Raw genomic sequence first — 23,311 nt, forward strand, 5'->3', positions numbered from 1 at the left:
CGGTACGAGCCCGCTCCGGTCCTACCGGGCTCCGGTACGACCATGTTCCTGTCGGACGAGCACGGGCGGCCTGTGGACGGATTTCCCGGCCTCCCCACGAGACCTGGCAGCATGGCGGGGTGACATCAGCAACGCACTCCTCATCCTTCACGCCCGGCGCAGACTCGGCCGACGCGGTGCTCCTGGGCCTGGACCCGGAGCAGCGCGAGGTCGCGACGACCCTGCGCGGGCCGGTGTGTGTGCTCGCGGGCGCCGGTACGGGCAAGACCCGGGCGATCACCCACCGCATCGCCTACGGGGTCCGCTCCGGCCAGCTGATGCCGGCGAGCGTGCTGGCCGTCACGTTCACCAACCGGGCCGCCGGCGAGATGCGCGGCCGCCTGCGCGAGCTGGGCGCGGGCGGGGTGCAGGCACGGACCTTCCACTCCGCAGCCCTGCGCCAGCTCCAGTACTTCTGGCCGAAAGCGGTCGGCGGCGACGTGCCCCGGCTGCTGGAGCGCAAGATCCAGTTCGTCGCCGAGGCGGGCGCGCGCTGCCGCATCCGACTCGACCGGGGCGAGCTGCGCGATGTCACCGGCGAGATCGAGTGGGCGAAGGTCACCCAGACGGTGCCCGCCGACTACCCGGCGGCCGCCCGCAAGTCCGGCCGCGAAGCCCCCCGGGACCTGGCCGAGATCGCCCAGATCTACGGGACGTACGAGCAGCTCAAGCGCGACCGCGGCATGATCGACTTCGAGGACGTGCTGCTCCTCACCGTCGGCATCCTGCAGGACCGCCACGACATCGCCGAGCAGATCCGCACCCAGTACCAGCACTTCGTCGTCGACGAGTACCAGGACGTCAGCCCGCTCCAGCAGCGGCTGCTGGACCTCTGGCTCGGCGAGCGCGACACCCTCTGCGTGGTCGGCGACGCCAGCCAGACGATCTACTCCTTCACCGGCGCCACCCCCGACCACCTGCTGAACTTCCGCACCAAGTACCCGCAGGCCACCGTGGTCAAGCTGGTCCGCGACTACCGCTCCACCCCCCAGGTGGTCCACCTCGCCAACGGGCTCCTCGCCCAGGCCAAGGGCCGCGCCGCCGAGCACCGCCTGGAGCTGGTCTCCCAGCGCGAGACCGGCCCCGACCCGGTCTACGCCGAGTACGCGGACGAGCCCGCCGAGGCCGAGGGCATCGCCCACCGGATCCGGGACCTCGTCGCGGCCGGCGTCCCGGCGGGCGAGATCGCCGTGCTCTACCGCATCAACGCCCAGTCCGAGGTCTACGAGCAGGCCCTCGCCGACGCCGGAGTCCCCTACCAGCTGCGCGGAGCCGAGCGCTTCTTCGAGCGCGCCGAGGTCCAGAAGGCGATCCTCGCCCTGCGCGGAGCCGCCCGCTCCGGCGGCAACGACCGGCTGCTCGACGACGTGGTGGAGCTCGGCTCCCAGGTCCGGGCCGTGCTCAGCTCCACCGGCTGGACCAGCGCACCGCCCGCCGGTTCCGGCGCCGTCCGCGACCAGTGGGAATCGCTGGCCGCGCTGGTCCGGCTCGCCGAGGACTTCGCCCGCAGCCGGCCGTCCGCGACCCTGGCCGACCTGACGGTCGAGCTGGACGAGCGCAAGGCCGCCCAGCACGCCCCGACCGTCCAGGGCGTCACCCTCGCCTCGCTGCACGCGGCGAAGGGCCTGGAGTGGGACGCCGTGTTCCTCGTCGGCCTGACCGACGGCATGATCCCGATCACCTATGCGAAGACCGACGAGCAGGTCGAGGAGGAGCGCCGGCTGCTCTACGTCGGCGTGACCCGCGCCCGGCACCACCTGACGCTCTCCTGGGCCCTCTCCCGGACTCCCGGCGGCCGCGGGTCAAGGCGGCCCAGCCGCTTCCTGAACGGCCTGAGGCCGGGCTCCCTGGCGCCGGGAAGCAGGCCGGGCGGCCCGGTCGAGCCCGGCGCCCGCAAGCGGGGCCGCCGCGGTCCGGCCGTGTGCCGGGTCTGCCGCAAGACCCTGACCGACGCCGGCGAGCTGAAACTGATGCGCTGCGAGGACTGCCCTTCGGACATGGACGAAGGGCTCTACGAGCGCCTGCGCGACTGGCGCGCCGTCCAGGCGAAGGAGCAGGGCATGCCCGGCTACTGCGTCTTCACGGACAAGACGCTGATGGCCATCGCGGAGGCCGCGCCCTCGCAGGAGGGAGAGCTCTCGATGATCTCCGGAGTGGGCGCCCGGAAGCTGGAGCGGTACGGAGCCGACGTGCTGGCCATCTGTGCAGGTGGGGAGCCCGGGACGGAAGATTCTGACGACGCGTAGAAACTCGTCGGAAAAATAGTTTGCACATGCCCAGCGAAGCCCCATAGGTTCTTAGCAACGGAAACGGTGGCTTCTCCGAAGCCCCTGATCCGTGCTGTACTTATCCGAATACGCATGGGACGAGGCCTCCGGGCCGGATCCCCGAGACGCCGAGAGGAGGCGAGACCAGTGACCAGCTTCATCACCACCACCAAATTGACCGATCGCTCGGTCGCCGCTTCCTGCACCCTCGGCTCCTCCACGCTCCTTGCCCTCACGGGTACCGGTCTGCCGGTCACCGGTCTGTCCGCCATTTGCGCCGACAGCTCCGTCCGGCCCGCCGCGCCGAGCGCGCTGGTCCTCGAGCGCAATGAGCGACCGACCCAGGCACCGGTGGCAGTACTGGCAGCAGAAGCCCAGGCGCATGGCGCCTATGCCTTTGCGGCCGCAGCCGGTGCCGGCGCCGCCAGTGTCGGATTCAAGGCGCAGAAGACGCAGACGAAGAAGCAGCACCACCTGATGTGGGCCTACCGCGGGCTCGAACCCTGGAGTGATCCAGTCTGATCTGACGATCAGGCCGGCGCCTTCAGGGCCGCGGAACCCCACCAGGGATCCGCGGCCCTTCTGTTTGTCCCCGAACAGGGGACGACGGACCGAAGGGGCGAGGTACCCCAGCCGCCCCCGGCCGACCGGCCGGAACGACTAGACGAACAAGACGAGGAAGAAACCACCGTGCAACTCGAAGCGCACGCCCCGTCCGTACCGAAGACCCAGACCCTCTCCCCGCCCGCAGTCCCGGAGGACTCCACCTTGACTCCCCTCACCGCGCTGACCGCGCTCGACGACGCCATCGAGAACCTCGGCGTCCCCGTCGCCTGTCGCACCTACGACCCCGAGGTCTTCTTCGCCGAGTCCCCGGCCGACGTCGAGTACGCGAAGTCCCTCTGCGCCACCTGCCCGCTGGTCGAGGCCTGCCTCGCCGGTGCGCTGGAGCGCCGCGAGCCCTGGGGTGTCTGGGGAGGCGAGCTCTTCGTCCAGGGTGTCGTCGTCGCCCGGAAGCGTCCCCGTGGCCGTCCGCGCAAGAACCCGGTTGTCGCGGCATGACCGCCAACGGAACCATCGACCGCCCCCTCACGCACGACCCCCTGAAGCAGGCCCTCATGTCCCCCCACGCCACCACGAGCGAGCAGCCGCACGGCTCCGCCACCGCAGACTTCATCACCGCCGGCGCGATCACCTCGCGTCAGAACAGGACCCGCGAAATGCAACTCATCCCAGAAGCCATGGCTCGTGCCCATATGGACGACCGCATGCGCGAGGTCGACGCCGAGCGTCGCGCCGTGCGCCTGGTCGCCGCGCGGCGCATGCAGCGTCGAGCCGAGCGCGTCTCGCTGCGCGCCCGGCGCGCGCTGGCCATGGCCGTCATGCACTAAGAGGGAGCCGGAGACGGCTCGGAGGAAACCACCGGGGGGACCGGCCCGAACGGGCCGGTCCCCCCGGTGCGTTGCGGACCGCCCGCCGGCCCCCGCGGGGATATCGTCTGGAGGTGGACCAGCCGACTCCCCACCCGGCACCGCCGGGAACCGAGGCCCCGCCCGTCGTCTGCGCGCGCTGCGGCGCCCAGTCCCCGGCCGGCGCCCCGCCCACCTGGACCTGCTCCGTCGAGAACGGGACCAGACAGTACTTCTGCGTCGACTGCGCGCGTGCGAACCTCCGCGCCATCGAAGGCCGCCTCGACTCCGCCTGGTGGTGAGCGCCGACCCGCGGCCGCGCGCCCGGCTCAGCCCTCTTCGGGCAGGAACCCCGGCAGCCAGGAGTCCAGTTCCTCGCGGAGCCGGACCGTGGCGCCGAGCTGGCACAGCACCCCGATGGTGCTCAGCGTCACCCGGTGGATCAGCAGGTAGGAGGGCGGCAGGTTGATCTGCCGGCCCAACTGGTGCGCGGGGGAGCGGGGGTCGGCGATCCGGGCGGCCTGACCGCGCAGCCAGGTCCGCGTGAAGGTGAACTCATCGGCCTCGGCCGGTTCGAGCATCGGCCTGAGATAGTCGAGCACCGCGTCGGCTTCCAGCTCGATGGACTCGCGCACGAACCCCTCCGCGCGCAGGTGTCCGTAGACCCCCTCGGCATCGGCGTCCAGCGCCATCCGCAGCGACCGGCCTATGGGCTTGGGCCAGCCGCCCGGCAGCCGGTCGACCGTCCCGAAGTCCAGTACGCCCAGCCGCATCCGGCCGTCCGCCGCGGAGACCAGCCGGAAGTTGCCCGGGTGCGGATCGGCGTGCAGCAGCCCGGTGCGCGCGGGGCCGGAGAAGAGGAAGCGGGCCAGCAGCTGTCCGGCGCGGTCGCGCTCCTCCGGGGTGCCGTCGGCTATCACCTCCGACAGCGGGGTCCCCTCGATCCACTCGGTCACCAGCACCTGGTCGGCCTGGTGCACCACGTCCGGCACGACCACGTCCTCGTCGCCGTCGAAGGCGTCCGCGTGCGTCCGCTGGGCCTCGGCCTCGAGCTCGTAGTCCAGCTCCTCCGAGACCCGGTCGCGCAGCTCCTTGATCAAGGGCTTGATGTCCATGCCCGGGACCAGCGGCCCCAGCAGTCCGGCGAACCGGCTCAGCTGCTTCAGGTCCGACAGCAGGGCCTCGCCGGCCCCCGGGTACTGGACCTTGACCGCCACCTGACGACCGTCGTGCCACACCGCCCGGTGCACCTGCCCGATCGAGGCCGCCGCGGCGGGCTTGTCCTCGAACTCCTCGAACAGATCACGCCAGTCCGCGCCGAGCCGCTCCGCCAGCACCTGGTGCACGGTGGCCGCGGGCAGCGGCGGGGCCGCCTCCTGCAGCTTCGTCAGTGCGGCCCGGTACGGTCCGGCGACCTCTTCGGGCAGCGCCGACTCGAAGACCGAGAGCGCCTGGCCGAACTTCATGGCGCCCCCCTTCAGCTCTCCCAGTACACGGAACAGCTGCTCGGCGGTGCGCTGCTGGAGCTCGCGCGCCACGATCTCCGCCGACTTGCCGCCGATCCGCTTGCCGAGCCCCCAAGTGGCCCGGCCCGCTATGCCGAGCGGCAGCGCGGCCAGCTTGACGGTACGGGTGACCGCCTTCCGGGGAAGATCAGACATGAGCCCCTCCAATTCCCAGACAGCTGAGCCGCGAGCGGCGTTCGGGGGAGTCCCCCGAAGGCCTTCCCGGCCAAAGGCATCCTGTCATGACCCTCCGCGCCCACCCCGCCCGAGTCTCCTGCCCGGAACCCTGGGGCAATCCGCCGGTCGGCAGACGACGGCCGCACCCATGGGACAGCATGGCGGTGGAGCGGGCCGCGTAATGCCGGTGGAGGAGCTGGGGATGGCGGGGCGGGGACCTTCGAGGCAGGAACTGATCCGGCGGCGCCGGTCCGTCGGCTTCATCGGCAGGCAGGGCGAGGTCAGCGCCTTCCGGGACGCCCTCAGACAGCCCCCGGAGGAAGCGGAGCAGTTCCTCTTCCACATCCGCGGCCCCGGCGGCGTCGGCAAGTCGACCCTGGTACGGCACCTGGAGACCATCGCCCGCGAAGGCGGGGCGGTCACCGCGTACGTGGACGAGTCGGTCGCGGACGCCATCGAGGCGATGGAGCTCGTCAGCGCCCAGTTCGCCCAGCGCGGCCTGCCCATGAAGGGCTTCGAGAAGCTTCTGGCCACCTACCGCCAGCGCCGCCACGAAGCCGACGCCGGACTCCTCGCGGCCGCCACCGGGCCCGACCCGGTGACCGCGGGCGCCGCGCCTCCCTCTCCTTCCAGCGTGATCGCCTCGCAGCTCGGCCTTGCCGGGCTCGGCCTGATCCCGGGCGCCGGCGCGTTCACCGGTGTGGTCGACCCCCACCAGGTCGCCGCCGGCGCGGACCGGGTCAAGGCCCTCCTCAGCACCCGGCTGCGCAACCACGGCGACGTCGAACTGGTCCTCTCCCCGCTGGACATGCTGACCCCGGTGTTCCTCGAAGAGCTCGCCGAGGTGGCACGCAAACACCCCTGGATCGTGCTCTTCTTCGACACCTATGAGCGCACCGGCCCGATGCTGGACACCTGGCTGCGCGACGTGCTGGGCAGCGAACGCTACGGGGAGTTCCCCGCGAACGTCCTGGTCACCCTGGCCGGACAGTCGAAGCTCGCCGCCCGCACCTGGGAGGACTGGCACGACCTGGTCACCGACTGGCCGCTGGAGGTCTTCACCGAGCCCGAGGCACGCCTCCTCCTCACCGGAAAGGGAGTCACCGACGAGCGGGTCGTCGAGGTGATCCTGCGCCTGTCGGGCCGGCTTCCGGTCCTGGTCTCCACCCTGGCCGAGACACAGCCGGGCACGGTGGAAGAGGTGGAGGAGATCGGGGACCTGAGCGGCACCGCCGTCGAGCGGTTCCTGAAGTGGGTGCCCGACCCCGCCCGCCGGGCCGCTGCCCTGGCCTGCGCGTTCCCGCAGGAGCTGGACGAGGACGTGTACCGGGCCGCGGTCGAGGAGGAAGCTGCCGAACTCTTCGGCTGGCTCCGGTCGATGCCCTTCGTCACCGACCGCTCCGGCCACTGCCGGTACCACGAGGTGGTCCGCAGCGCGATGCTGCGCCTGCAGCGCAGGCAGTCCCCGGTCCGGTGGGAGGAGCTCCACACCCGGCCGGCCGATGCGTTCCGGCGGCGCCGCGCGCACCTGGAGGAGGCGACCGCCCCGACCGAGGGGTGGTGGTCGGACGAGACCTGGCGCGGCCTCCGCCTGGAGGAGGCCTACCACCGGCTCTGCGCCGACCCCCGCACAGCCCTCCCGGCCCTGCTCCGGGACCTCGTCGACGCCTACGACCACGGCATCACCACCCTCCACCGCTGGACCGCAGCCCTGGCCGCCGCGGCCCGCGACACGGATGCCCCGGCCCTGACCCGCTGGTCCGAGGACCTCGGCGCGACCCTGGACCAGCCGGCCCCGGGCACCGCCGCCCTGACCCTCCTCCTGACCCGAGCCGACCTCGCTCCCGAAGGCAGGGCCCTGGCCCTGACCCTGCGCGGCCGGGACCACCGCAACGGCCAGGACTTCGCACAGGCCCTGACCGACTACACCGAAGCGCTCGACCTGAATCCCCGGGCCACGCGCCCCCGCTACGGCAGGGGCCGGACCTACGAGCTCGCGGGGAGCCGCGACGAGGCGGCCGCCGAGTACACCCGGGTCATCGGACTCAAGCCCGGTCACGTTCTGAGCCTGGTCAACCGAGGGATGCTGCACTACTTGTCCGGCAGGTACGAGGAGGCCGTGGAGGATTTCAACAGCGTCGTGGGAATCGTCCCCGAGCACCGGCAGGCGCTCACCGGACGAGGCATCACCTATGGCGCGATGGCTCGCCACGAGGAGGCGCTGGCCGACCTCTCGCATGCGGCGGCGATCCAACCCGGCAACTCCGCGTGGACGTTGGTACACCGGGCGAAGACCCTTCAGTCGATGGGGCGCCGAGAGGAGTCGCTCGCCGACCTCGGTCGTGCCATCGAACTCTCTCCCAACTACGCATGGGCCCTGACCAGTCGTGCTTCCATCCACCGCGACCTGGGTCGATACGAGGAGGCCTTGGCCGACATCGATCGGGCTCTGGCTCACGAACCGGACGACGCGCTCGCCTTGTTCTTGCGCGCGACGACCTGGTCGCAGCTCGGCGACTTCGAGCGGGCTCTCGCCGACTGGGACCACGTCCACGCGATCAGCCCGCAGGACAGCTGGGCCGTCAGGAGGAGGGGCGATCACCGCCGCGTGTTGGGCTCCTACGAGGAGGCCCTGGCCGACTACGGCCGCGCGGTCGAGCTCCTTCCCGCCAGCGCCTCCACCCGCACCGCCCGCGGTCTGACCCTCAGGCTGCTCGGTTGCTACGACGAGGCGCTCGCCGACCTCGCCCGCTCCCTCGAACTCGACCCCGAGGACGCGTGGACGCACTACGAGATGGCGGTGGTCAGGGCCGCGCTCCGGCACCCGGACCGTGACCACCACCTGACGCGCGTGGTGGAACTTCGGAGCTCCCCTGACGCCGGGGCGCAGGACGCCCTCGAAGCGGACAGCCTCCTGCTCGCCCACTGCCTGCTGCGCGACTGGGAGCGGGCCGATCAGCGCCTCGCGGAGTTCCTCGAAGCCGCTCCGCTCCCCGGGCAGCTGCGCGCGCTGATCGTCAATCTCCGCAGCCTCGTCCCCGTGGTCCCCTCGGCCGAGCCCCGCATCGCGCGGTACTGCCAGGTCGTCGAGGAGAGGATCGCCGCGCTTCCCCAGTAGGGCCCTCATGTCCCCACCCCCTGTCCCGCCGGGACGCTCGCCGCCGCGCACGGGCAGTCGGGGTGCGGGTGGACCGGGGTGGACTGCCAGGTGAGGGTGGGGAGGGAGGCCTCCCAGCGGGTGGCGGTGGAGGCGGGGAGTTCGCCGTCGAGGAAGGACAGGGCGTGGGCCGCGGCCAGGCCGGCCACGGCGGTGGAGAGGCCCAGGTCGCAGGCGGCGGCGGTCCGGCGGCGGTGGGCCGAGCGCCACTGGACCAGCATGCGCGGCCAGGCCGGGTCCCGGTCGATCCGGTCGCGCTCCATGCAGCCGGCGCACGCCGTGGCTCCGGGGAGGACCAGCGGCCCCACCAGCCCGGTCCCCTCCAGTACCCCCGCGTACAGGTGAGGGGTGCCGGTGGTGACCCAGTCGGCCGCCGTCTGTGGATCGGGAGCCCAGGACTGCAGCCCGTCGCGGGGCGCGACCACCACCAGGGCCAGCCCCGGCTCCGGTCCCTCGCTCTCCCCGGTCCGCGGCCCGCGCCCGGGGGCGGCGTCGCGGACCGCCGTCCGCGCGGCCTCGGCGCGCAGCCGTCCCACGCTGCCGGGGCCCAGACCGCCCGGCGCCACGTCCGCCGGCTGCGCGCGGCCCCCGTCGAGCACCTCGACCCGGCCGATGCCCGCTCCCGCCAGGACCGAGGCGATCACCGCGCCGACCCGGCCGCTCCCGCGCACTTGAACCCGTATCACCCGGCGGGCGGCGACCCCCTGTAAGTCCCCGCCCGGCCGGGGGCGGACCAAGGACAGCGACCCCAGGTCCGGGCCGAGCCGCTCCAGGGTCTCCGGGCGGTCCCGCACCGCCTGGGCGCGGGGTCCGCCCGCGGTGGCGTCGTCGAGCAGCCCGGCCACCGCCAGCCTGCGCACCACCTCGTCGACCCGGCCGTCCGGGAGACCCATCCCCTTGCCCTCCGACCGCAGCAAGTCCATGCCCCGCGTCCCGTCGATCAGTTCCAGGAGCGCGCCCGTCGCCGTGTCCACCGGTCCGAGCACCACCGCATGTGCGGGCGTCACACCGAATTGCACCGTCTGCAGATCCCGCCAGGCCCGTGCCAGCGCCGGCTTCACCTTCGGATACATCGCGGTCCTCCCTCGATTCACGGTTCGTTTCGCGCGCCGCATTCCCCTGGGCCGGTCCCTTTGGTCTGCCGGGTCCGCAGGATCCGCGTCGCTTTCCGCAAGATTGCCCGGCCCGCGAAAGACCTGCATGAGTTTGTCCACAGGCGAGGGGTATTAGGTATATGAAATGAATGGTGGGCGTTCTTTGGTGCGCCCATGCCGCCGACTGCGCATCGGTTCGTGTCAGACCCCGGGCGGGGCGGGACTTCCGCCGTGGCGAGCGGGTACCGTCATGGCGTGTCCGCCGATCCACCGCAGCGCGCCGTCGAAGTCCGCCGGAGCGCACGCCGCCGAAGGACCGTATCCGCCTACCGCGAGGGTGACCGTACGGTCGTCCTCATCCCTGCCCGGATGTCCGAGGCCGAGGAGCAGCGCTGGGTGGGCGTCATGCTCGACAAGCTGGCGGCGCAGGAGAGCAAGCGGACCCTCGGGGACGCGGAACTCGCCGAGCGCGCCGAGCGTTTGTCCGAGCAGTACTTCAGTGGCCGCGCCCGCCCCCGCACGGTCCGCTGGGTCACCAATCAGAACACCCGCTGGGGCTCCTGCACCCCGGCCGAAGGCAGCATCCGGCTCTCGCACCGCATCCAGGGGATGCCGGAGTACGTCGTCGACTACGTGCTGCTGCACGAGCTGGCGCACCTCCTCGTGCCCGGCCACGGCCCCAGCTTCTGGGAACTCCTGGAGGCGTACCCGCGCACCGAGCGGGCGCGCGGGTACCTCGAAGGAGTCGTCGCCGCCGAACGCCTTCCGAAAGTCCCCGCCGCCCGCGAGGAATGATCCTTGTTTGTCCGCTATATACCCGTCATGTCACGCCTCGTGATATGTACCGGGTCGGTACCGACTTGGCCGGATGTCCGAGGTTGCCGTTAGCCTGAGCGGCACGCATTCACAGTCGGGATGGGGGACGGTCTTACGTATGGCCAGGGAATTCCAACGCGGTCACAAGGCCAAAATCAGTGATCTGACACCGGGCACAGACCTTTATGTGGGTGTCCAGATCGCCGGGCCAGGACTCGCCATCGACATCAGCTGCTTCGGCCTCGACGTCAACGAACAGCTCTCGGACGACCGCTACTTCGTCTTCTTCAACCAGCCGAAGTCGCCGGAGGAGTCGATCCAGCAGCTCGGCACGCAGGCCGGCGACACGGAATCCTTCCGGGTGACCCTGGACCGCATTCCGGCCAACATCCACAAGCTCTCCTTCGCCGCCTCGATCGACGGCGCCGGGCAGATGTCGCAGATCGGCCCCGGCTACATCCGCATCGTGGCGGGCGGCGAGGAAGTCGTCCGGTACTCCTTCTCGGGCTCGGAGTTCAGCACCGAGCGCGCGCTGATGATCGGCGACTTCTACCTCAAGGACGTGTGGCGCTTCGCCGCCGTCGGCCAGGGCTTCGACGGCGGGCTCGCCGCGCTGCTCCAGAACTTCGGCGGCGAGGTCGCCGAGGAGGAGCAGCCCGCACCGCAGGCGCAGGCCCCGGCCGCGGCGCCCGGCTTCGCCCCGCCCCCGCAGGCCGCCGCCCCGGCGCCCTCCTTCGGCGCTCCCGCCCAGGCGCAGCCCCCGGCCCCGGCGCCCTCCTTCGGCGCGCCGGCCCAAGCGCCTGCCCAAACCCCGCCGCAGGCCCCTGCCCCGGCACAGGTCCCGGCCCCCGCGCCGTACCAGCAGCCCGTCCACGCGGCCCCCACCATGGCTGCGCCGATGGGCGCCCCCCTGGCCCCGCCCGCCCCCGCGCCCTACGGGCAGGTCCCGCCGCCCGCCCCGGCCCCCGCGCCGTACGGGCAGCAGCCGCAGCCCTCGTACGGCCAGGTCCCGGGCCAGCAGCAGCCCCCGTACGGCCAGCAGCCCGGCTTCGGCCAGCAGCCCCAGGGCTACGGCCAGCCCGCGCAGGCGGTGCCCGCCGCCGGTGCCGGACTCGCCGCCGCCCTCCAGCCGTACAAGGAAGCCCCCACGGGCGCCCGCTGGACCCCGCAGAACCAGCAGCTCATGCGCGTCGACCTGGCCATGGGCGGCCAGGCCGTCCTCGCCCGCCAGGGCAGCATGGTCCTCTACCAGGGCAAGGTCGACTTCAGCTACAAGGGCGCGGGCTTCGCCGGCCGCGTCGTCGGCAACGCCACCGGCCAGGAGATGCAGCTGATGCGCTGCGCCGGCCGCGGCCAGGTCTTCCTCGCGGAGGACGGCGCCCACCTGCACGCCATCGAGCTGCAGGGCGACGGCATCTGCGTCTCCGCCGAGAACGTCCTCGCCTTCGACGAGTCGCTCCAGCACGAGGTCCGCCGCATCGAGGGCCACGGCATCCCGGGCGGCGCCCTGTTCACCATGCAGTTCCAGGGCACCGGCACGGTGATCGTCAAGACGCACGGCGTGCCCGTCGTCCTGCCCGTCACGCCGACCACCTTCGCGGACAGCAACGCCATAGTCGCGTGGTCCTCCGCCGCCCAGGTGATCATCTCCAGTCAGGTCCGGCTGCGCCGCAACGCCTACCCCGGCCACAGCGGGGAGACCGTGAACCTCCAGTTCCGCGGCGCTCCCGGCAACTTCATCGTCGTCCAGCCGTACGAGGTCTGAGGGAGCCCCACATGAATGCCATGAACGCAATGAACCAGCAGCTCGCGGGCTACGCCCCGACCCCCGTCACGGCCCGCATGGAGAACCACGGCCGCGCGATGCTCAAGGTCGCCATGCAGAGCGGCCAGGACCTCTTCGCGCGCACCGGATCGATGGTCGCCTACGAGGGCTTCGTGCAGTACGAGCCCAACCCGCCGGCCGTCCGCCAGATGGCCTCGGCATGGCTCACCGGCGAAGGCGCCCCGCTGATGAAGGCCTCCGGCGACGGCCTGCTCTACCTCGCCGACTACGGCGCGGACGTCGTCGTGATCAACCTCAACAACGACTCGCTCTCCGTCAACGGCACCAACCTGCTCGCCTTCGACGCCCACCTCCAGTGGGGCGTGGAGCGGGTCAAGGGCATGGCCAAGTTCGCCGGCCAGGGCCTGTTCAACGTGTCGGTCGCCGGCACCGGCTGGGTCGCGATCACCTCGCGCGGCACGCCGATCGTGGTCGACTGCGGCCGCGGCGACGACGAGACGTACGTCGACCCCGACGCGCTCGTCGCCTGGTCCCCGAACCTCAAGGTCAAGGGCAAGCGCAGCTTCAAGGCCTCGTCCATGCTCGGCCGGGGCAGCGGGGAGGCCTACCAGATGGCCTTCTCCGGCCAGGGCATCGTCGTCGTACAGCCCAGCGAGGACAGCACCGACCGGCTCCGGGCCCGGGGCTGAGGGGGAGAAGACACACCATGCAGAGCTCACTTTTCGCCCACGCAGAAGCGCAGTCCCAGGAGCGGTACGCCGTCCAGAACCCGCAGCTGCTGCGGGTCTCGCTGAGCGGTTCCGACGACGTCCTCGCCCGCAAGGGCGCGATGGTCGCCTACCAGGGGATCATCGACTTCGACGGCGAGTACCAGAGCACCACCCAGCGCAATGCCCGCGCCCGCACCGGCGAGGGCCTCGACCTGATGCGCTGCTCCGGACAGGGCACGGTCTACCTCGCCAACCTGGCGCAGTACGTCCACGTCGTGGACGTGGACCAGGAAGGCCTCACGGTCGACAGCAGCTACGTGCTGGCCCTGGACTCCACCCTGCACACCGAGGCCATCGCGGTGGACAGCCAGTACGGGATCTCCGGCTCCGGCAAGTACCAGCTCAACATCACCGGCCGCGGCAAGGTCGCGCTGATGACCTCCGGGCAGCCCCTGATGCTGCAGGTCACGCCCGACAAGTACGTCAACGCCGACGCGGACGCCATCGTCGCCTGGTCCACCTCGCTGCGCGTGCAGATGCAGGCCCAGACGCACTCCACCGGCGTCTGGCGGCGCCGCGGCAACACCGGCGAGGGCTGGGAGCTGAGCTTCCTCGGCACCGGTTTCGCCCTGGTCCAGCCGAGCGAGGCGCTCCCGCCGCAGAACGCCCAGATCGGCCAGGGCGCGGCCGCCCAGTTCGGCATGGGCCAGCAGGGCGCCCACGCGCAGAACCAGAACAACGCCTGGAACTGATCCGGGCACGGACGGATCCGGGTACGGACCGATCCGGGCACGGACCGATCCGGGTACGGACGGACGGAAGGGGCGGCCCCGCATCGGCGGGGCCGCCCCTTCCTCGTGTCCGGCCGGCTCAGAGCCGCGCGAGCGTCGCCTCCAGCAGCCGCACCACCGAGGTGTCGGCCACCTCCGCCACCTGGGCGTACGGGAACCAGCGCAGGTCCAGCGACTCGTCGCTGATCGCTTCGAGGGCACCGGCGGGCGCCAGCACCGCGTACTGCACGTCCAGGTGCCAGTTGCACGGAGCCGGGATCGGGTGCCGGTCCAGGCGCACCGGGCCGCCGGGCACCAGGGTCAGCCCCTCGGCGATGCCGGACTCCTCGCGGGCCTCGCGCATGGCCGCCTCGGCGAGGGTGGCGTCACCCTGCTCGCAGTGCCCGCCCATCTGGAGCCACATGCCCAGCTTCTTGTGCAGGGTCAGCAGGACGCGCTCGTGCTCCGGGTCGATCACCAGCGCGCTGCCGGTGACGTGCCCCGCCTGGCAGGGCTTGTAGACCCCGTCGGGATGGGCGGCCAAGTGCTCCAGGTAGACGTCGCGCAGTTCGGGCTGGCCCTCGTAGCTCTTGAGGACGAGGACCGCGTCTTCGTGCAGGCTCACTTCTTGTCGTCGCCGTCCTGCTCGCGCTTCTGGGCGGCCTCGCCCAGCATCTTGTCGATCTCGGAGAAGTCCAGCTGTTCGCGGTGCACGAACCCGTCCGGGTCGTCCAGGTCGGAAGCGGTCGGCAGCATGTCCGGGTGCTCCCACAGCCCGTCGCGCCCGTCCACGCCGCGCGCGTCGGTGAGCGAGGCCCACAGCCGCGAGGCGTCGCGCAGCCGGCGCGGCCGCAGCTCCAGCCCGATCAGCGTGGCGAAGGTCTGCTCCGCCGGGCCGCCCGAGGCGCGCCGCCGGCGCATGGTCTCGCGCATGGCGTCGGCCGAGGTCAGCCGGGGCTTGGCGGCCTCGTGCACGACCGCGTCCACCCAGCCCTCGACCAGTGCGAGCGCCGTCTCCAGACGGGCCAGCGCCGCCTTCTGCTCGGGGGTGTCCTGCGGCTGGAACATGCCGCCCTGGAGTGCTTCCTGAAGCTGCTCCGGGTTCGACGGGTCGAGCTGGCCGACCACGTCCTCCAGCTTCGAGGTGTCGACCTTGATGCCCCGCGCGTACCCCTCGACCGCGCCGAAGAGGTGCGAGCGCAGCCACGGCACGTGCGCGAAGAGCCGCGCGTGCGCGGCCTCGCGCAGCGCCAGGTACAGCCGTACCTCGTCGGAGGAGACGCCCAGGTCCTTGCCGAAGCTCTCGATGTTCAGCGGCAGCAGGGCGGCCTTGCCGGCCGGGCCCAGCGGGAGCCCGACGTCGGTCGAGCCCACGACCTCGCCCGCGAGGGTGCCCACGGCCTGGCCGATCTGCTGGCCGAACATGGCCCCGCCCATGGAACGCATCATCCCGAGCAGCGGGCCCGCCATGGCCTGCATCTCCTCGGGCAGGACGCCTCCCATGGCCGCGCCGACGCGCTCGGCGACCGGGTCCACGAGCTCCTTCCACACCGGCAGGGTCGCCTCGACCCATTCGGCGCGGCTCCACGCCACGGCGGTGGCGGCGCCCGAGGGCAGCGAGGTGACGTCGTCGAGCCAGTGGTCGGCGAGGCGCACGGCCTCCTCGACCGCCGACTTCTCGGCGAGGCCCACGCTGGCGTCCTTGACCCCGTCCGCGGTGCCCTGGGCCACGGTCTGGCGGGCGATGTCCTTGGCCATGTCCCAGTTGACCGGGCCGCCCTCGTAGCTCAGCATCTGGCCGAGCTGCTGGAAGGCGGCGCCGAGGTCGTTCGGGTTCATGGAGCCGAACATCGCGGCGAAGGGGTTGTCCGCGTCCCCCGGGCCGCCGGAGCCGCCGGGCAGGCCCGTGCCGAACCCGAACGGATTCGGGCCGCTCTGACCGCCCTGGTTGCCCTTCTTCTTGCCCTCGTCGCCGTTGTCCGGCTCCTCGGGCGGAAGGCCGAATCCGAATGGGGTGTCGCTCACGGGTTTCCTCGGCTCGTAGGGCCGCCGGCGGGAACCGGCGGGCAATGGTTCGACAACAGTGCTTCGACAACACCACCCAGCGTAGACACCAGACCCGCTTCCGGGCTCGGTGCTCCGCTGGCTCCTGGGCTGCGGCAGGATGGACATCAACTGGTGGGTCCGCGTCACGGCGCGTCCCTACTGAAGACAACCGCTGGAGACGCCTGGTGAGTTCCCCAGATCCGCACGCTTTGGACGAACAGGGCCCGGAAGACCGCCCTGAGCACGGCGAGGACGCCCACGGCGTTCGCCGGACGCGAAACCCGGGCGGTTCCGCGCGCCGAGGCCCCGTGATCGCCGTGACCGGCGCCGCCTCGGGGGTGGGGGCGGCCCTGGTGACCAGGCTGGCCGCGTCCGACGAGGTCAAGCAGGTCGTCGCGATCGACGAGCGGCGCGGGGACTGCACCGACGCGCAGTGGCACCTCCTGGACGTACGGGACCCCGCGATCGCGGAGAAACTGCGCGGCGCGGACGTCGTGGTGCACCTCGCCCTCGACCTCGACCTGGAGACGGACCCGGCAGCCCGTACGGCGTACAACGTGCGGGGGACCCAGACCGTGCTCACCGCCGCCGCGGCGGCCGGGGTGCACCGGGTCGTGCTCTGCACGTCCGCGATGGTCTACGGGGCCCTGCCGGACAACGACATCCCGCTCTCGGAGGACGCCGAGCTGCGCGCCACCGCCGAGGCGACCGGCGTGGGCGACCTGCTGGAGATCGAGCGGCTGGGCCGCCGGGCGCCGCGCGCGCACCCCGGCCTGAACGTCACGGTGGTCCGCCCGGCGGTCCTGGTCGGCGGCACGGACACCGCACTGACCCGCTACTTCGAGTCCCCGCGCCTGCTGGTGGTGGCGGGCTCCCGCCCGACGTGGCAGTTCTGCCACGTCGAGGACCTGGTCAGCGCGCTGGAGTACGCGGCCCTGGAGAAGGTCGAGGGAGAGCTGGCGGTCGGCTGCGAGGGCTGGCTGGAGCAGGAGGAGGTCGAGGAGCTCAGCGGGATCCGCCGCATGGAGCTCCCGTCGGCCGTGGCCCTGGGCGCGGCGGCCAGGCTGCACCGGATCGGCCTCACCCCGTCCCCGGCGGGGGACCTCGCGTACACGATGCACCCGTGGGTGGTCAGTGTCAGCGGGCTGCACGCCGCGGGGTGGCGGCCGCGCTGGACCAACGAGGAGGTGCTCGCGGAGCTCCTCCAGGAGGTCGCGGGCCGGCACACCGTGGCCGGGCGCCGACTGGGGCGCAAGGACGCCACGGCCGCCGGTGCCGCGGGCGCGACGGTCGCGCTGCTCGGTGCCGCCGCCGCGATCCGCGCTGCGCGCCGGCGCCGGGGCATCTGACCCCGGCGGGGTCGGGGCGCGCCCTGCGGTGCGGCGCCGTTCCCGGGGGCGCCGCCCCCGGACCCCCGCGCCTCAAACGCCGGCGGGGCTGGATTTCGGCGGGGGTCGGCCTGCCCGTGCGAGGCGGCGGGCGTGAAAGATCGCCTCGAACGCCGGCGGGCTGGCTGTGGGTGGCTGCCCGTGCGGGCCGCCGCGACCAGGCGGTTTCTGTAGGAGGCTCCCAAGGGGGCCGGTGGGGACCTGGTGAAACTGCTATTCCGCCGGGTCGGCGGCTAGGGCACGATGGAAGGTATGGCACCGCACTTCGACCACCCCGGCGAGTACGCCGCTCCGGACCCGATCCGGCTGCTCGAAATCCGTGAGACCCCGCTCTCGATCGACGAGGTCTTCCAGGCCGTCGGCGACGATGCGACGGGCGGTACGACGCTCTTCGTCGGCACGGTGCGCGACCACGACAGCGGGGCGGACGTCGACCAGCTCGGCTACTCCTGCCACCCCTCTGCCGAGGCCGAGATGCGCCGCGTCGCCGAGCGCGTCGTGGAGAAGTACCCGGTCCGCGCCCTCGCCGCCGTCCACCGCGTCGGCGACCTGGCCGTCGGCGACCTCGCGGTGATCGTCGCCGTGTCCTGCCCGCACCGCGGCGAGGCCTTCGAGGCCGCCCGGATGCTGATCGACGACCTCAAGCACGAGGTCCCGATCTGGAAGCACCAGACCTTCGCGGACGGTACGGAGGAGTGGGTCGGCGCCTGCTGAGGCGCGGGCCGGCAGGTCCGAAGGCAGCCGACGGACGGAGTCCGGCGCGGCCGGCCGAAGCCTGCTGAGGTGCCCCGGCGCCGAGCCGTGCGAGGGGGTCGTGGAAGATGGGGTTTGCCCCGTTCGGACGCGCAACACGCCCTCGATTTGCGTAACCCCCTCCCGGGCAGCAGCGTTGAAGCCACCAACAACACGTACTTCGGGGTAGGGAGACACGCCCATGGCGTCTTTGGCGTGGTTGCTGATTCCGCTGTTCGCCGCGATCGGAGCGGCGATATGGGGCAGCTGGGCGGCACGCGACCGCACATCCGGTGACATATCCGAGCTCGCGGGCTATGCGCGGTTCCGTGAGGCCATGGGCCAGAACGAACCGGGCGCGGTGAAGGCGGGCGCGGACGCGCAGCGCAAGAAGGACACGGTCGACTCCGTCTGACGCCGCGGCGGGCCCCCGTACGGACCGGCCCCGGGGGCCGCTCTTCAGGGCCGTCACGTACTGTCGATCCATGCCACGCCGCACTGCGACGATGCTCGCCTCCACCCTCATGCTGTTCGCGCTGCTCTGCGCGGGAGTGTTCATGAAGGCCCCGTACTCCGAGATGAGCCCGGGCCCGACCGTGAACACGCTCGGGGACTCGCACGGCGAGCCCGTCCTGAACATCTCGGGGCACAAGACGTACCCGACCACCGGGCACCTGAACATGACGACGGTCCGCGTCACCGGCGCGGACTACGACATGAACCTGCTGGAGGCCGTGTACGGCTGGGCGGCGGGCGACAACATCGTCGTGCCGCACGAGAACCTGTACCCGGACGGCAAGACGGAGCAGGAGTCCACGCAGGAGAACGCCGAGGAGTTCAGCCAGTCGCAGGAGAGCGCCAAGGTGGCCGCCCTCAAGCAGCTCGGCATCCCGGTCGCCGCCCGCGTGATCGTCGCCTCCGTGGTCAAGGGAAGCCCCTCCGAGGGCAAGCTGCACGCCGGAGACGTCATCAAGGCCGTGGACGGGACACCTGTCAAGGCTCCCGAGGACGTGGCCAAGCTGGTCACCAAGCACAAGCCCGGCGAGCCCGTCGAGTTCACCATCGTGCCCGCCCCCGAGGCCGCGGAGGCCGAGAAGGCGCACCGCGAGCCCACCGGCACGAAGAAGGTCACGATCGTCGCGGGCAAGGCGGAGGGCGACGGTCACGCGGTCGTCGGCATCCGGGCCGGCACCGACCACACCTTCCCGTTCACCATCGACATCAAGCTCGCCGACGTCGGTGGCCCCAGCGCCGGCCTGATGTTCGCGCTCGGCATCGTCGACAAGCTCACCCCGGAGAACCTCACCGGCGGCAAGTTCGTCGCCGGCACCGGCACCATCGACGACGCGGGCAAGGTCGGCCCGATCGGCGGCATCCAGATGAAGACCATCGGTGCCCGCCAGGCCGGCGCCCAGTACTTCCTGACGCCCGCCGAGAACTGCGCCTCCGCCGCGGGCGACGTGCCCGACGGGCTGACGCTGGTGAAGGTCTCCACCATCGACGACGCCGTGAAGGCGCTGGAGAAGATCAGCAAGGGGGACACGGCCGGGCTGACGCAGTGCAGCGCCAAGCCCTGACCGTTCCCCCCGCCCGAGAAACGGCTTACCCGGGAGACGACTTACCCGGGAGACGACCTAGTCGAGGAAGGTCGCGGCCAGCGCCTCGGCGAGCCCCGGCACCAGCGTCGCGCCGGTCAGCACCTCGTTCGCCGAGTCCTTGTCCCGCAGCCGTACGGCCGACTCCCGCGATCCGTCGCGCAGGACGCCCACGGTCAGCCGCACCTCCTGGCGCTCCGGGTGACCGGCGACCCACTTGGCGAGCTGCTTGTCGGTGAGCCCCTCCGGTACGGAGGACTCCGCCGACGGCGGCAGCATCAGCCGCTCGACCGTCAGCGCGCAGCCGAGGATCGACGGGGGCCACGCGAGGGTTCCCAGGAACTTGTCCAGCGGGGTCCCGGCCGGCACCTCGTCCTGCTCGATCGGGGTGAGCTGGTTCTTGCCCGTGTCGTCCTGGTCGAGGCCGAGCTGGCGGGCGACGCCCGGCGCCTCCTTGCGCAGCCTGGCCGTGTCGACCAGGGCGAAGAGCCGGGCGGGCTTGTCCCAGCCGAGGGTGGAGGCGTACTCGTCGATTTCGAGGACGGCACGGGTCAGCGGGCTTGCCGCCATAGGGGTGCCGGGGGACGGCGAAAGGTTGGACATGGGCAACATCCTGCCTCCTTTCCACCAGATACCGGGAACTGACTAAAGCCTCAGTAAGTTGCATGAGTGGGCTCTACGATCGGGGGCCCATGCTTTGAAAACTCTCAGCATCACTTACACACAGCGACTTTCGAGGTGCGCACCTTGGCTTTCCAGATGCCGGACCGCGGCGGAGGCCCCTCCGGGCCACGGATGAGAGTCGGCCGCCCGTCCCGGCGCGCCCGGACTCTTCTGATGACCTTGGGCGTACTGGCCGTCCTGGCCATGGCGTTCATCATGTTCGCCGGCTTCTGGACCGACTGGCTCTGGTTCCGCTCCGTCGACTACTCCACCGTCTTCACCACCACCCTGTGGACCAAGGTCGGCCTCTTCGCCGTCTTCGGCCTCCTCATGTCCGGCGCCGTCGGGCTGAACATCTGGCTGGCCCACCGGCTGCGGCCGCCGCTCAGCGCGATGTCGCTGGAGCAGCAGAGCCTCGACCGCTACCGGATGACCGTCGCGCCGTACCGCAGGTGGCTGCTGCTCGGCATCTCCGCGCTGGTCGGCCTGATCGCGGGTGCCTCGGCGGCGGGCCAGTGGAAGACCTGGCTGATGTATGTGAACGGGGTGCCCTTCGGCACGAAGGACCCCCAGTTCAACCTGGACGTGTCGTTCTACACCTTCGACCTGCCCTGGTACCGCTTCCTGCTCGGCTTCGGCTTCGCCGCCGTCGTGCTCTCGGTCATCGCCGCCGCCGTCGTGCACTACCTCTACGGGGGACTGCGCGTCACCAGCCCGGGTGCGCGGGCCACCGCCGCGGCGACCGGCCATCTGTCGGTGCTGCTCGGCCTCTTCGTCACGCTCAAGGCGGTCGCGTACTGGCTCGACCGGTACGGCCTCGCCGTGAAGTCCAGCGACTTCAAGGCCGCGGACAACTGGACCGGCCTGCGCTACGTCGACGCCAACGCCTACCTGCCGGCCAAGACGATCCTCGTCGCCATCGCCGCGATCTGCGCGCTGCTGTTCTTCGCGACGCTGTGGCGCCGCACCTGGCAGCTCCCGGTCATCGGCTTCGGCCTGATGGTCCTCTCGGCGATCCTGATCGGCGGGCTGTACCCGGCGATCGTGCAGAAGTTCCAGGTCCAGCCGAACGAGCAGGCCAAGGAATCCCCGTACGTCCAGAAGAACATCAAGGCGACGCGCGACGCCTACGGGGTCGCCGACGCCTCGGTCACGGACTACCCGGGCCTGCCGGACCCCACGGCGGACAAGAAGAAGCTCCGCCAGGACGCGAACACCACGGCGAGCATCCGCCTGCTCGACCCGAACATCGTGTCCCCGGCCTTCCAGCAGCTCCAGCAGAACAAGGGCTACTACGGTTTCCCGGCCACGCTGGCGGTCGACCGGTACAAGGGCCAGGACACGGTCATCGGGCTCCGTGAGATCAACCTCGCGGGCATCCCGAAGAACAACTGGATCAACGACCACTTCCGTTACACCCACGGATACGGCGTGGTCGCGGCCAAGGGCACCGAGGTGACGGCGAACGGCGAGCCGCTGTTCACCGAGTCGGGCCTGCCCGCACAGGGCAACCTCGGCGAGTACGAGCAGCGGATCTACTACGGCGAGCAGACGAAGCAGTACTCGATCGTCGGCGGACCGCAGAAGGAGCTCGACTACGCCAACGACGCGGGCGAGAAGGAGACCACCTACCAGGGGGACAGCGGGGTGAGCCTGGGCAACCCGGTCAACCGCGCCGCGTACGCCCTGGCCTTCAGCGAGCCGCAGATCCTCTACTCCGGCGCCATCGACGACAAGTCGAAGATCCTCTACAACCGCACGCCCAAGGCCCGGGTCGAGGCGGTCGCCCCGTGGCTGACGATCGACGGAGCCGTGTACCCCGCGGTGATCGACGGCCGGGTCCAGTGGATCGTGGACGCCTACACCACCACCAACGGCTACCCCTACGCGTCCCGCACCCAGCTCGGGGACACGACGGCGGACTCGCTGACCAACTCCCAGCGCGCCGTGGTCGCGCAGGAGAACCAGGTCAACTACATCCGGAACTCCGTGAAGGCCACCGTCGACGCCTACGACGGCACGGTGAAGCTGTACCAGTGGGACACCAAGGACCCGGTCCTCAAGACGTGGATGAAGGCCTTCCCCGGCACGGTGAAGGAGAAGAAGGCGATCTCGCCGACCCTGATGGAGCACCTGCGCTACCCGCAGGACCTCTTCAAGGTCCAGCGTGAGCTGCTGACCCGCTACCACGTCACGGACCCGCAGACCTTCCTCAGCGGCAGCGAGGTCTGGGCGGTGCCGGACGACCCGACCACCAAGGCGGGGACGGCCGTTCCGCCGTACTACCTCTCCATGAAGATGCCGGGCCAGAAGGACCCCAACCAGGCCTTCTCCCTCACCACGACGCTCACGCCGAACGGCAGGGACAACCTGAGCGCCTTCATGGCGGTCAACGCCGATCCCACCACCGCGGACTACGGCAAGATCCAGTTGCTGAAGCTGCCCACCCAGAACCCGGTGGACGGCCCGAAGCTCGTCCAGGCGAGATTCAACTCCAAGCCGGAGATCGCCCAGGAGATCAACATCCTGAGCCGGGGCGATTCCCAGGTGGAGTACGGCAACCTGCTCACGGTCCCGCTCGACAAGGGAATGCTCTACGTCGAGCCGGTGTACGTGCGCGGTGGCGGCCTCAAGTACCCGCTGCTGAAGAAGGTCCTGGTGACCTACGGGGACCAGACGGCCTTCGAGGACACGCTGGAGAAGGCGCTGAACGTGGTGTTCGGTGCCGAGTCGGCGACCACGCCGCCGCCGACCCAGCCGGGCGACGGGACCACCACCCCGCCGCCGACCAACCAGGACCCGACGGTCAAGGCGGCCCTCGCGGATGCGCAGAAGGCGGTCGAGGACGCCGACAAGGCGCTCAAGGCCGGCGACTGGGCGGGGTACGGAAAGGCCCAGAGCGATCTGCAGGCCGCGCTGAAGCGGGCCATCGAGGCCGAGGCGAAGGTGGCGGCGCCCGCGCCCACCCCGACGCCCAGCGGATAGCGGTAATGGTTCCACCCCGCGTCGTGCTACTGTTGGTTTACCGACGCGGGGTGGAGCAGCTCGGTAGCTCGCTGGGCTCATAACCCAGAGGTCGCAGGTTCAAATCCTGTCCCCGCTACTGAAGACGAAGGCCCGGATCCGATGGATCCGGGCCTTCGTCATGCCCAATCGG

20 protein-coding genes and 1 tRNA gene are annotated in these 23,311 nt (G+C 71.3%); 16 read left to right on the plus strand and 5 right to left on the minus strand.

Translation table 11 applies throughout. From position 1 onward, the window contains the following. The first annotated feature begins 119 nt into the window (after positions 1-119). From ACODT5_RS44605 to ACODT5_RS44625, 5 genes are all read left to right on the plus strand, one after another. Entirely contained in the window at positions 120-2,285 is a 2,166-nt protein-coding gene (locus tag ACODT5_RS44605; protein WP_422524599.1) for an ATP-dependent DNA helicase UvrD2, read from the plus strand. A 168-nt stretch (positions 2,286-2,453) separates the two neighbouring features. Further along, positions 2,454-2,828: a hypothetical protein gene (locus ACODT5_RS44610; protein ID WP_422524600.1), complete on the plus strand. Its 375-nt coding sequence runs from the start codon at positions 2,454-2,456 to the stop codon at positions 2,826-2,828. A 168-nt stretch (positions 2,829-2,996) separates the two neighbouring features. Next, a complete protein-coding gene (locus ACODT5_RS44615) occupies positions 2,997-3,368 on the plus strand; it encodes a WhiB family transcriptional regulator (RefSeq protein ID WP_422524601.1) in 372 nt (123 codons plus the stop codon). After that, positions 3,365-3,697 carry a hypothetical protein gene (locus ACODT5_RS44620; RefSeq protein WP_254384046.1) on the plus strand — a complete coding sequence of 111 codons (333 nt, stop codon included), beginning with the start codon at positions 3,365-3,367 and terminating at the stop codon, positions 3,695-3,697. The genes ACODT5_RS44615 and ACODT5_RS44620 overlap by 4 nt, the downstream gene beginning before the upstream one ends. A gap of 113 nt (positions 3,698-3,810) precedes the next feature. Further along, on the plus strand, positions 3,811-4,017 hold the full coding sequence (locus tag ACODT5_RS44625) for an ADP-ribosylation factor GTPase-activating family protein (protein WP_243336061.1): 207 nt from the start codon (positions 3,811-3,813) through the stop codon (positions 4,015-4,017). Between the two features lie 27 nt (positions 4,018-4,044). On the opposite strand, the gene ACODT5_RS44630 is transcribed toward ACODT5_RS44625, so the two are convergent. Then, complete coding sequence (locus ACODT5_RS44630; RefSeq protein WP_422524602.1) at positions 4,045-5,376, minus strand: ABC1 kinase family protein; 1,332 nt, start codon at positions 5,374-5,376, stop codon at positions 4,045-4,047. 223 nt (positions 5,377-5,599) lie between these two features. On the opposite strand from ACODT5_RS44630, the gene ACODT5_RS44635 reads away from it, so the two are divergent. After that, on the plus strand, positions 5,600-8,515 hold the full coding sequence (locus ACODT5_RS44635) for a tetratricopeptide repeat protein (protein ID WP_422524603.1): 2,916 nt from the start codon (positions 5,600-5,602) through the stop codon (positions 8,513-8,515). A 5-nt stretch (positions 8,516-8,520) separates the two neighbouring features. Here ACODT5_RS44635 and ACODT5_RS44640 read toward each other — a convergent pair whose 3' ends face one another. Further along, the gene (locus ACODT5_RS44640; RefSeq protein WP_422524604.1) at positions 8,521-9,627 is read right to left on the minus strand and encodes a TOMM precursor leader peptide-binding protein; all 1,107 of its coding nucleotides are present in this window, start codon (positions 9,625-9,627) and stop codon (positions 8,521-8,523) included. Between the two features lie 195 nt (positions 9,628-9,822). Between ACODT5_RS44640 and ACODT5_RS44645 the strand changes: the two genes are divergently transcribed. The 4 genes from ACODT5_RS44645 to ACODT5_RS44660 all read left to right on the plus strand — a co-directional run bounded on the left by ACODT5_RS44645 (position 9,823) and on the right by ACODT5_RS44660 (position 13,712). After that, entirely contained in the window at positions 9,823-10,443 is a 621-nt protein-coding gene (locus tag ACODT5_RS44645; protein ID WP_422524605.1) for a M48 metallopeptidase family protein, read from the plus strand. A 139-nt stretch (positions 10,444-10,582) separates the two neighbouring features. After that, a complete protein-coding gene (locus tag ACODT5_RS44650) occupies positions 10,583-12,229 on the plus strand; it encodes a TerD family protein (RefSeq protein WP_422524606.1) in 1,647 nt (548 codons plus the stop codon). Positions 12,230-12,258: 29 nt separating this feature from the next. Beyond that, positions 12,259-12,939: an AIM24 family protein gene (locus ACODT5_RS44655; protein ID WP_422525243.1), complete on the plus strand. Its 681-nt coding sequence runs from the start codon at positions 12,259-12,261 to the stop codon at positions 12,937-12,939. Positions 12,940-12,956: 17 nt separating this feature from the next. After that, positions 12,957-13,712 carry an AIM24 family protein gene (locus ACODT5_RS44660; RefSeq protein WP_327254854.1) on the plus strand — a complete coding sequence of 252 codons (756 nt, stop codon included), beginning with the start codon at positions 12,957-12,959 and terminating at the stop codon, positions 13,710-13,712. A 118-nt stretch (positions 13,713-13,830) separates the two neighbouring features. Here the strand turns inward: ACODT5_RS44660 and ACODT5_RS44665 are convergent, their stop codons facing one another. Then, on the minus strand, positions 13,831-14,355 hold the full coding sequence (locus ACODT5_RS44665; RefSeq protein WP_422524607.1) for an NUDIX hydrolase: 525 nt from the start codon (positions 14,353-14,355) through the stop codon (positions 13,831-13,833). Continuing rightward, positions 14,352-15,755 carry a zinc-dependent metalloprotease gene (locus ACODT5_RS44670; protein WP_422524608.1) on the minus strand — a complete coding sequence of 468 codons (1,404 nt, stop codon included), beginning with the start codon at positions 15,753-15,755 and terminating at the stop codon, positions 14,352-14,354. The genes ACODT5_RS44665 and ACODT5_RS44670 overlap by 4 nt, the downstream gene beginning before the upstream one ends. Before the next feature lie 206 nt (positions 15,756-15,961). Here ACODT5_RS44670 and ACODT5_RS44675 point away from each other — a divergent pair, with 206 nt between their 5' ends. From ACODT5_RS44675 to ACODT5_RS44690, 4 genes are all read left to right on the plus strand, one after another. Next, complete coding sequence (locus ACODT5_RS44675) at positions 15,962-17,125, plus strand: SDR family oxidoreductase (protein ID WP_422524609.1); 1,164 nt, start codon at positions 15,962-15,964, stop codon at positions 17,123-17,125. Positions 17,126-17,416: 291 nt separating this feature from the next. Next, positions 17,417-17,878: a molybdenum cofactor biosynthesis protein MoaE gene (locus ACODT5_RS44680; protein WP_422524610.1), complete on the plus strand. Its 462-nt coding sequence runs from the start codon at positions 17,417-17,419 to the stop codon at positions 17,876-17,878. Between the two features lie 220 nt (positions 17,879-18,098). Further along, positions 18,099-18,311 carry a hypothetical protein gene (locus tag ACODT5_RS44685; protein WP_422524611.1) on the plus strand — a complete coding sequence of 71 codons (213 nt, stop codon included), beginning with the start codon at positions 18,099-18,101 and terminating at the stop codon, positions 18,309-18,311. A 70-nt stretch (positions 18,312-18,381) separates the two neighbouring features. Continuing rightward, the gene (locus ACODT5_RS44690; RefSeq protein WP_422524612.1) at positions 18,382-19,473 is read left to right on the plus strand and encodes a YlbL family protein; all 1,092 of its coding nucleotides are present in this window, start codon (positions 18,382-18,384) and stop codon (positions 19,471-19,473) included. 57 nt (positions 19,474-19,530) lie between these two features. Here the strand turns inward: ACODT5_RS44690 and ACODT5_RS44695 are convergent, their stop codons facing one another. Next, entirely contained in the window at positions 19,531-20,103 is a 573-nt protein-coding gene (locus tag ACODT5_RS44695) for a PPA1309 family protein (protein WP_422524613.1), read from the minus strand. Between the two features lie 126 nt (positions 20,104-20,229). Between ACODT5_RS44695 and ACODT5_RS44700 the strand changes: the two genes are divergently transcribed. Next, positions 20,230-23,139, plus strand: coding sequence for a UPF0182 family membrane protein (locus ACODT5_RS44700; protein WP_422524614.1), 2,910 nt, complete (start codon positions 20,230-20,232; stop codon positions 23,137-23,139). 44 nt (positions 23,140-23,183) lie between these two features. Next, positions 23,184-23,257: transfer RNA gene (locus ACODT5_RS44705), tRNA-Met, on the plus strand. Positions 23,258-23,311: the final 54 nt, after the last annotated feature.

This window comes from Streptomyces tatrensis, from assembly GCF_049310065.1.
Lineage (GTDB): Bacteria > Actinomycetota > Actinomycetes > Streptomycetales > Streptomycetaceae > Streptomyces.

What these genes read in the sequence shown, in the direction of transcription:
- ACODT5_RS44645 (WP_422524605.1), top strand. Translation starts at nt 9,823, where the DNA reads ATGCCGCCGACTGCGCATCGGTTCGTGTCAGACCCCGGGCGGGGCGGG.
- ACODT5_RS44660 (WP_327254854.1), top strand. Translation starts at nt 12,957, where the DNA reads ATGCAGAGCTCACTTTTCGCCCACGCAGAAGCGCAGTCCCAGGAGCGG.
- ACODT5_RS44640 (WP_422524604.1), bottom strand. Translation starts at nt 9,627, where the DNA reads ATGTATCCGAAGGTGAAGCCGGCGCTGGCACGGGCCTGGCGGGATCTG.
- ACODT5_RS44690 (WP_422524612.1), top strand. Translation starts at nt 18,382, where the DNA reads ATGCCACGCCGCACTGCGACGATGCTCGCCTCCACCCTCATGCTGTTC.
- ACODT5_RS44620 (WP_254384046.1), top strand. Translation starts at nt 3,365, where the DNA reads ATGACCGCCAACGGAACCATCGACCGCCCCCTCACGCACGACCCCCTG.
- ACODT5_RS44650 (WP_422524606.1), top strand. Translation starts at nt 10,583, where the DNA reads ATGGCCAGGGAATTCCAACGCGGTCACAAGGCCAAAATCAGTGATCTG.
- ACODT5_RS44680 (WP_422524610.1), top strand. Translation starts at nt 17,417, where the DNA reads ATGGCACCGCACTTCGACCACCCCGGCGAGTACGCCGCTCCGGACCCG.
- ACODT5_RS44685 (WP_422524611.1), top strand. Translation starts at nt 18,099, where the DNA reads ATGGCGTCTTTGGCGTGGTTGCTGATTCCGCTGTTCGCCGCGATCGGA.
- ACODT5_RS44655 (WP_422525243.1), top strand. Translation starts at nt 12,259, where the DNA reads ATGAACCAGCAGCTCGCGGGCTACGCCCCGACCCCCGTCACGGCCCGC.
- ACODT5_RS44695 (WP_422524613.1), bottom strand. Translation starts at nt 20,103, where the DNA reads ATGTTGCCCATGTCCAACCTTTCGCCGTCCCCCGGCACCCCTATGGCG.
- ACODT5_RS44635 (WP_422524603.1), top strand. Translation starts at nt 5,600, where the DNA reads ATGGCGGGGCGGGGACCTTCGAGGCAGGAACTGATCCGGCGGCGCCGG.
- ACODT5_RS44630 (WP_422524602.1), bottom strand. Translation starts at nt 5,376, where the DNA reads ATGTCTGATCTTCCCCGGAAGGCGGTCACCCGTACCGTCAAGCTGGCC.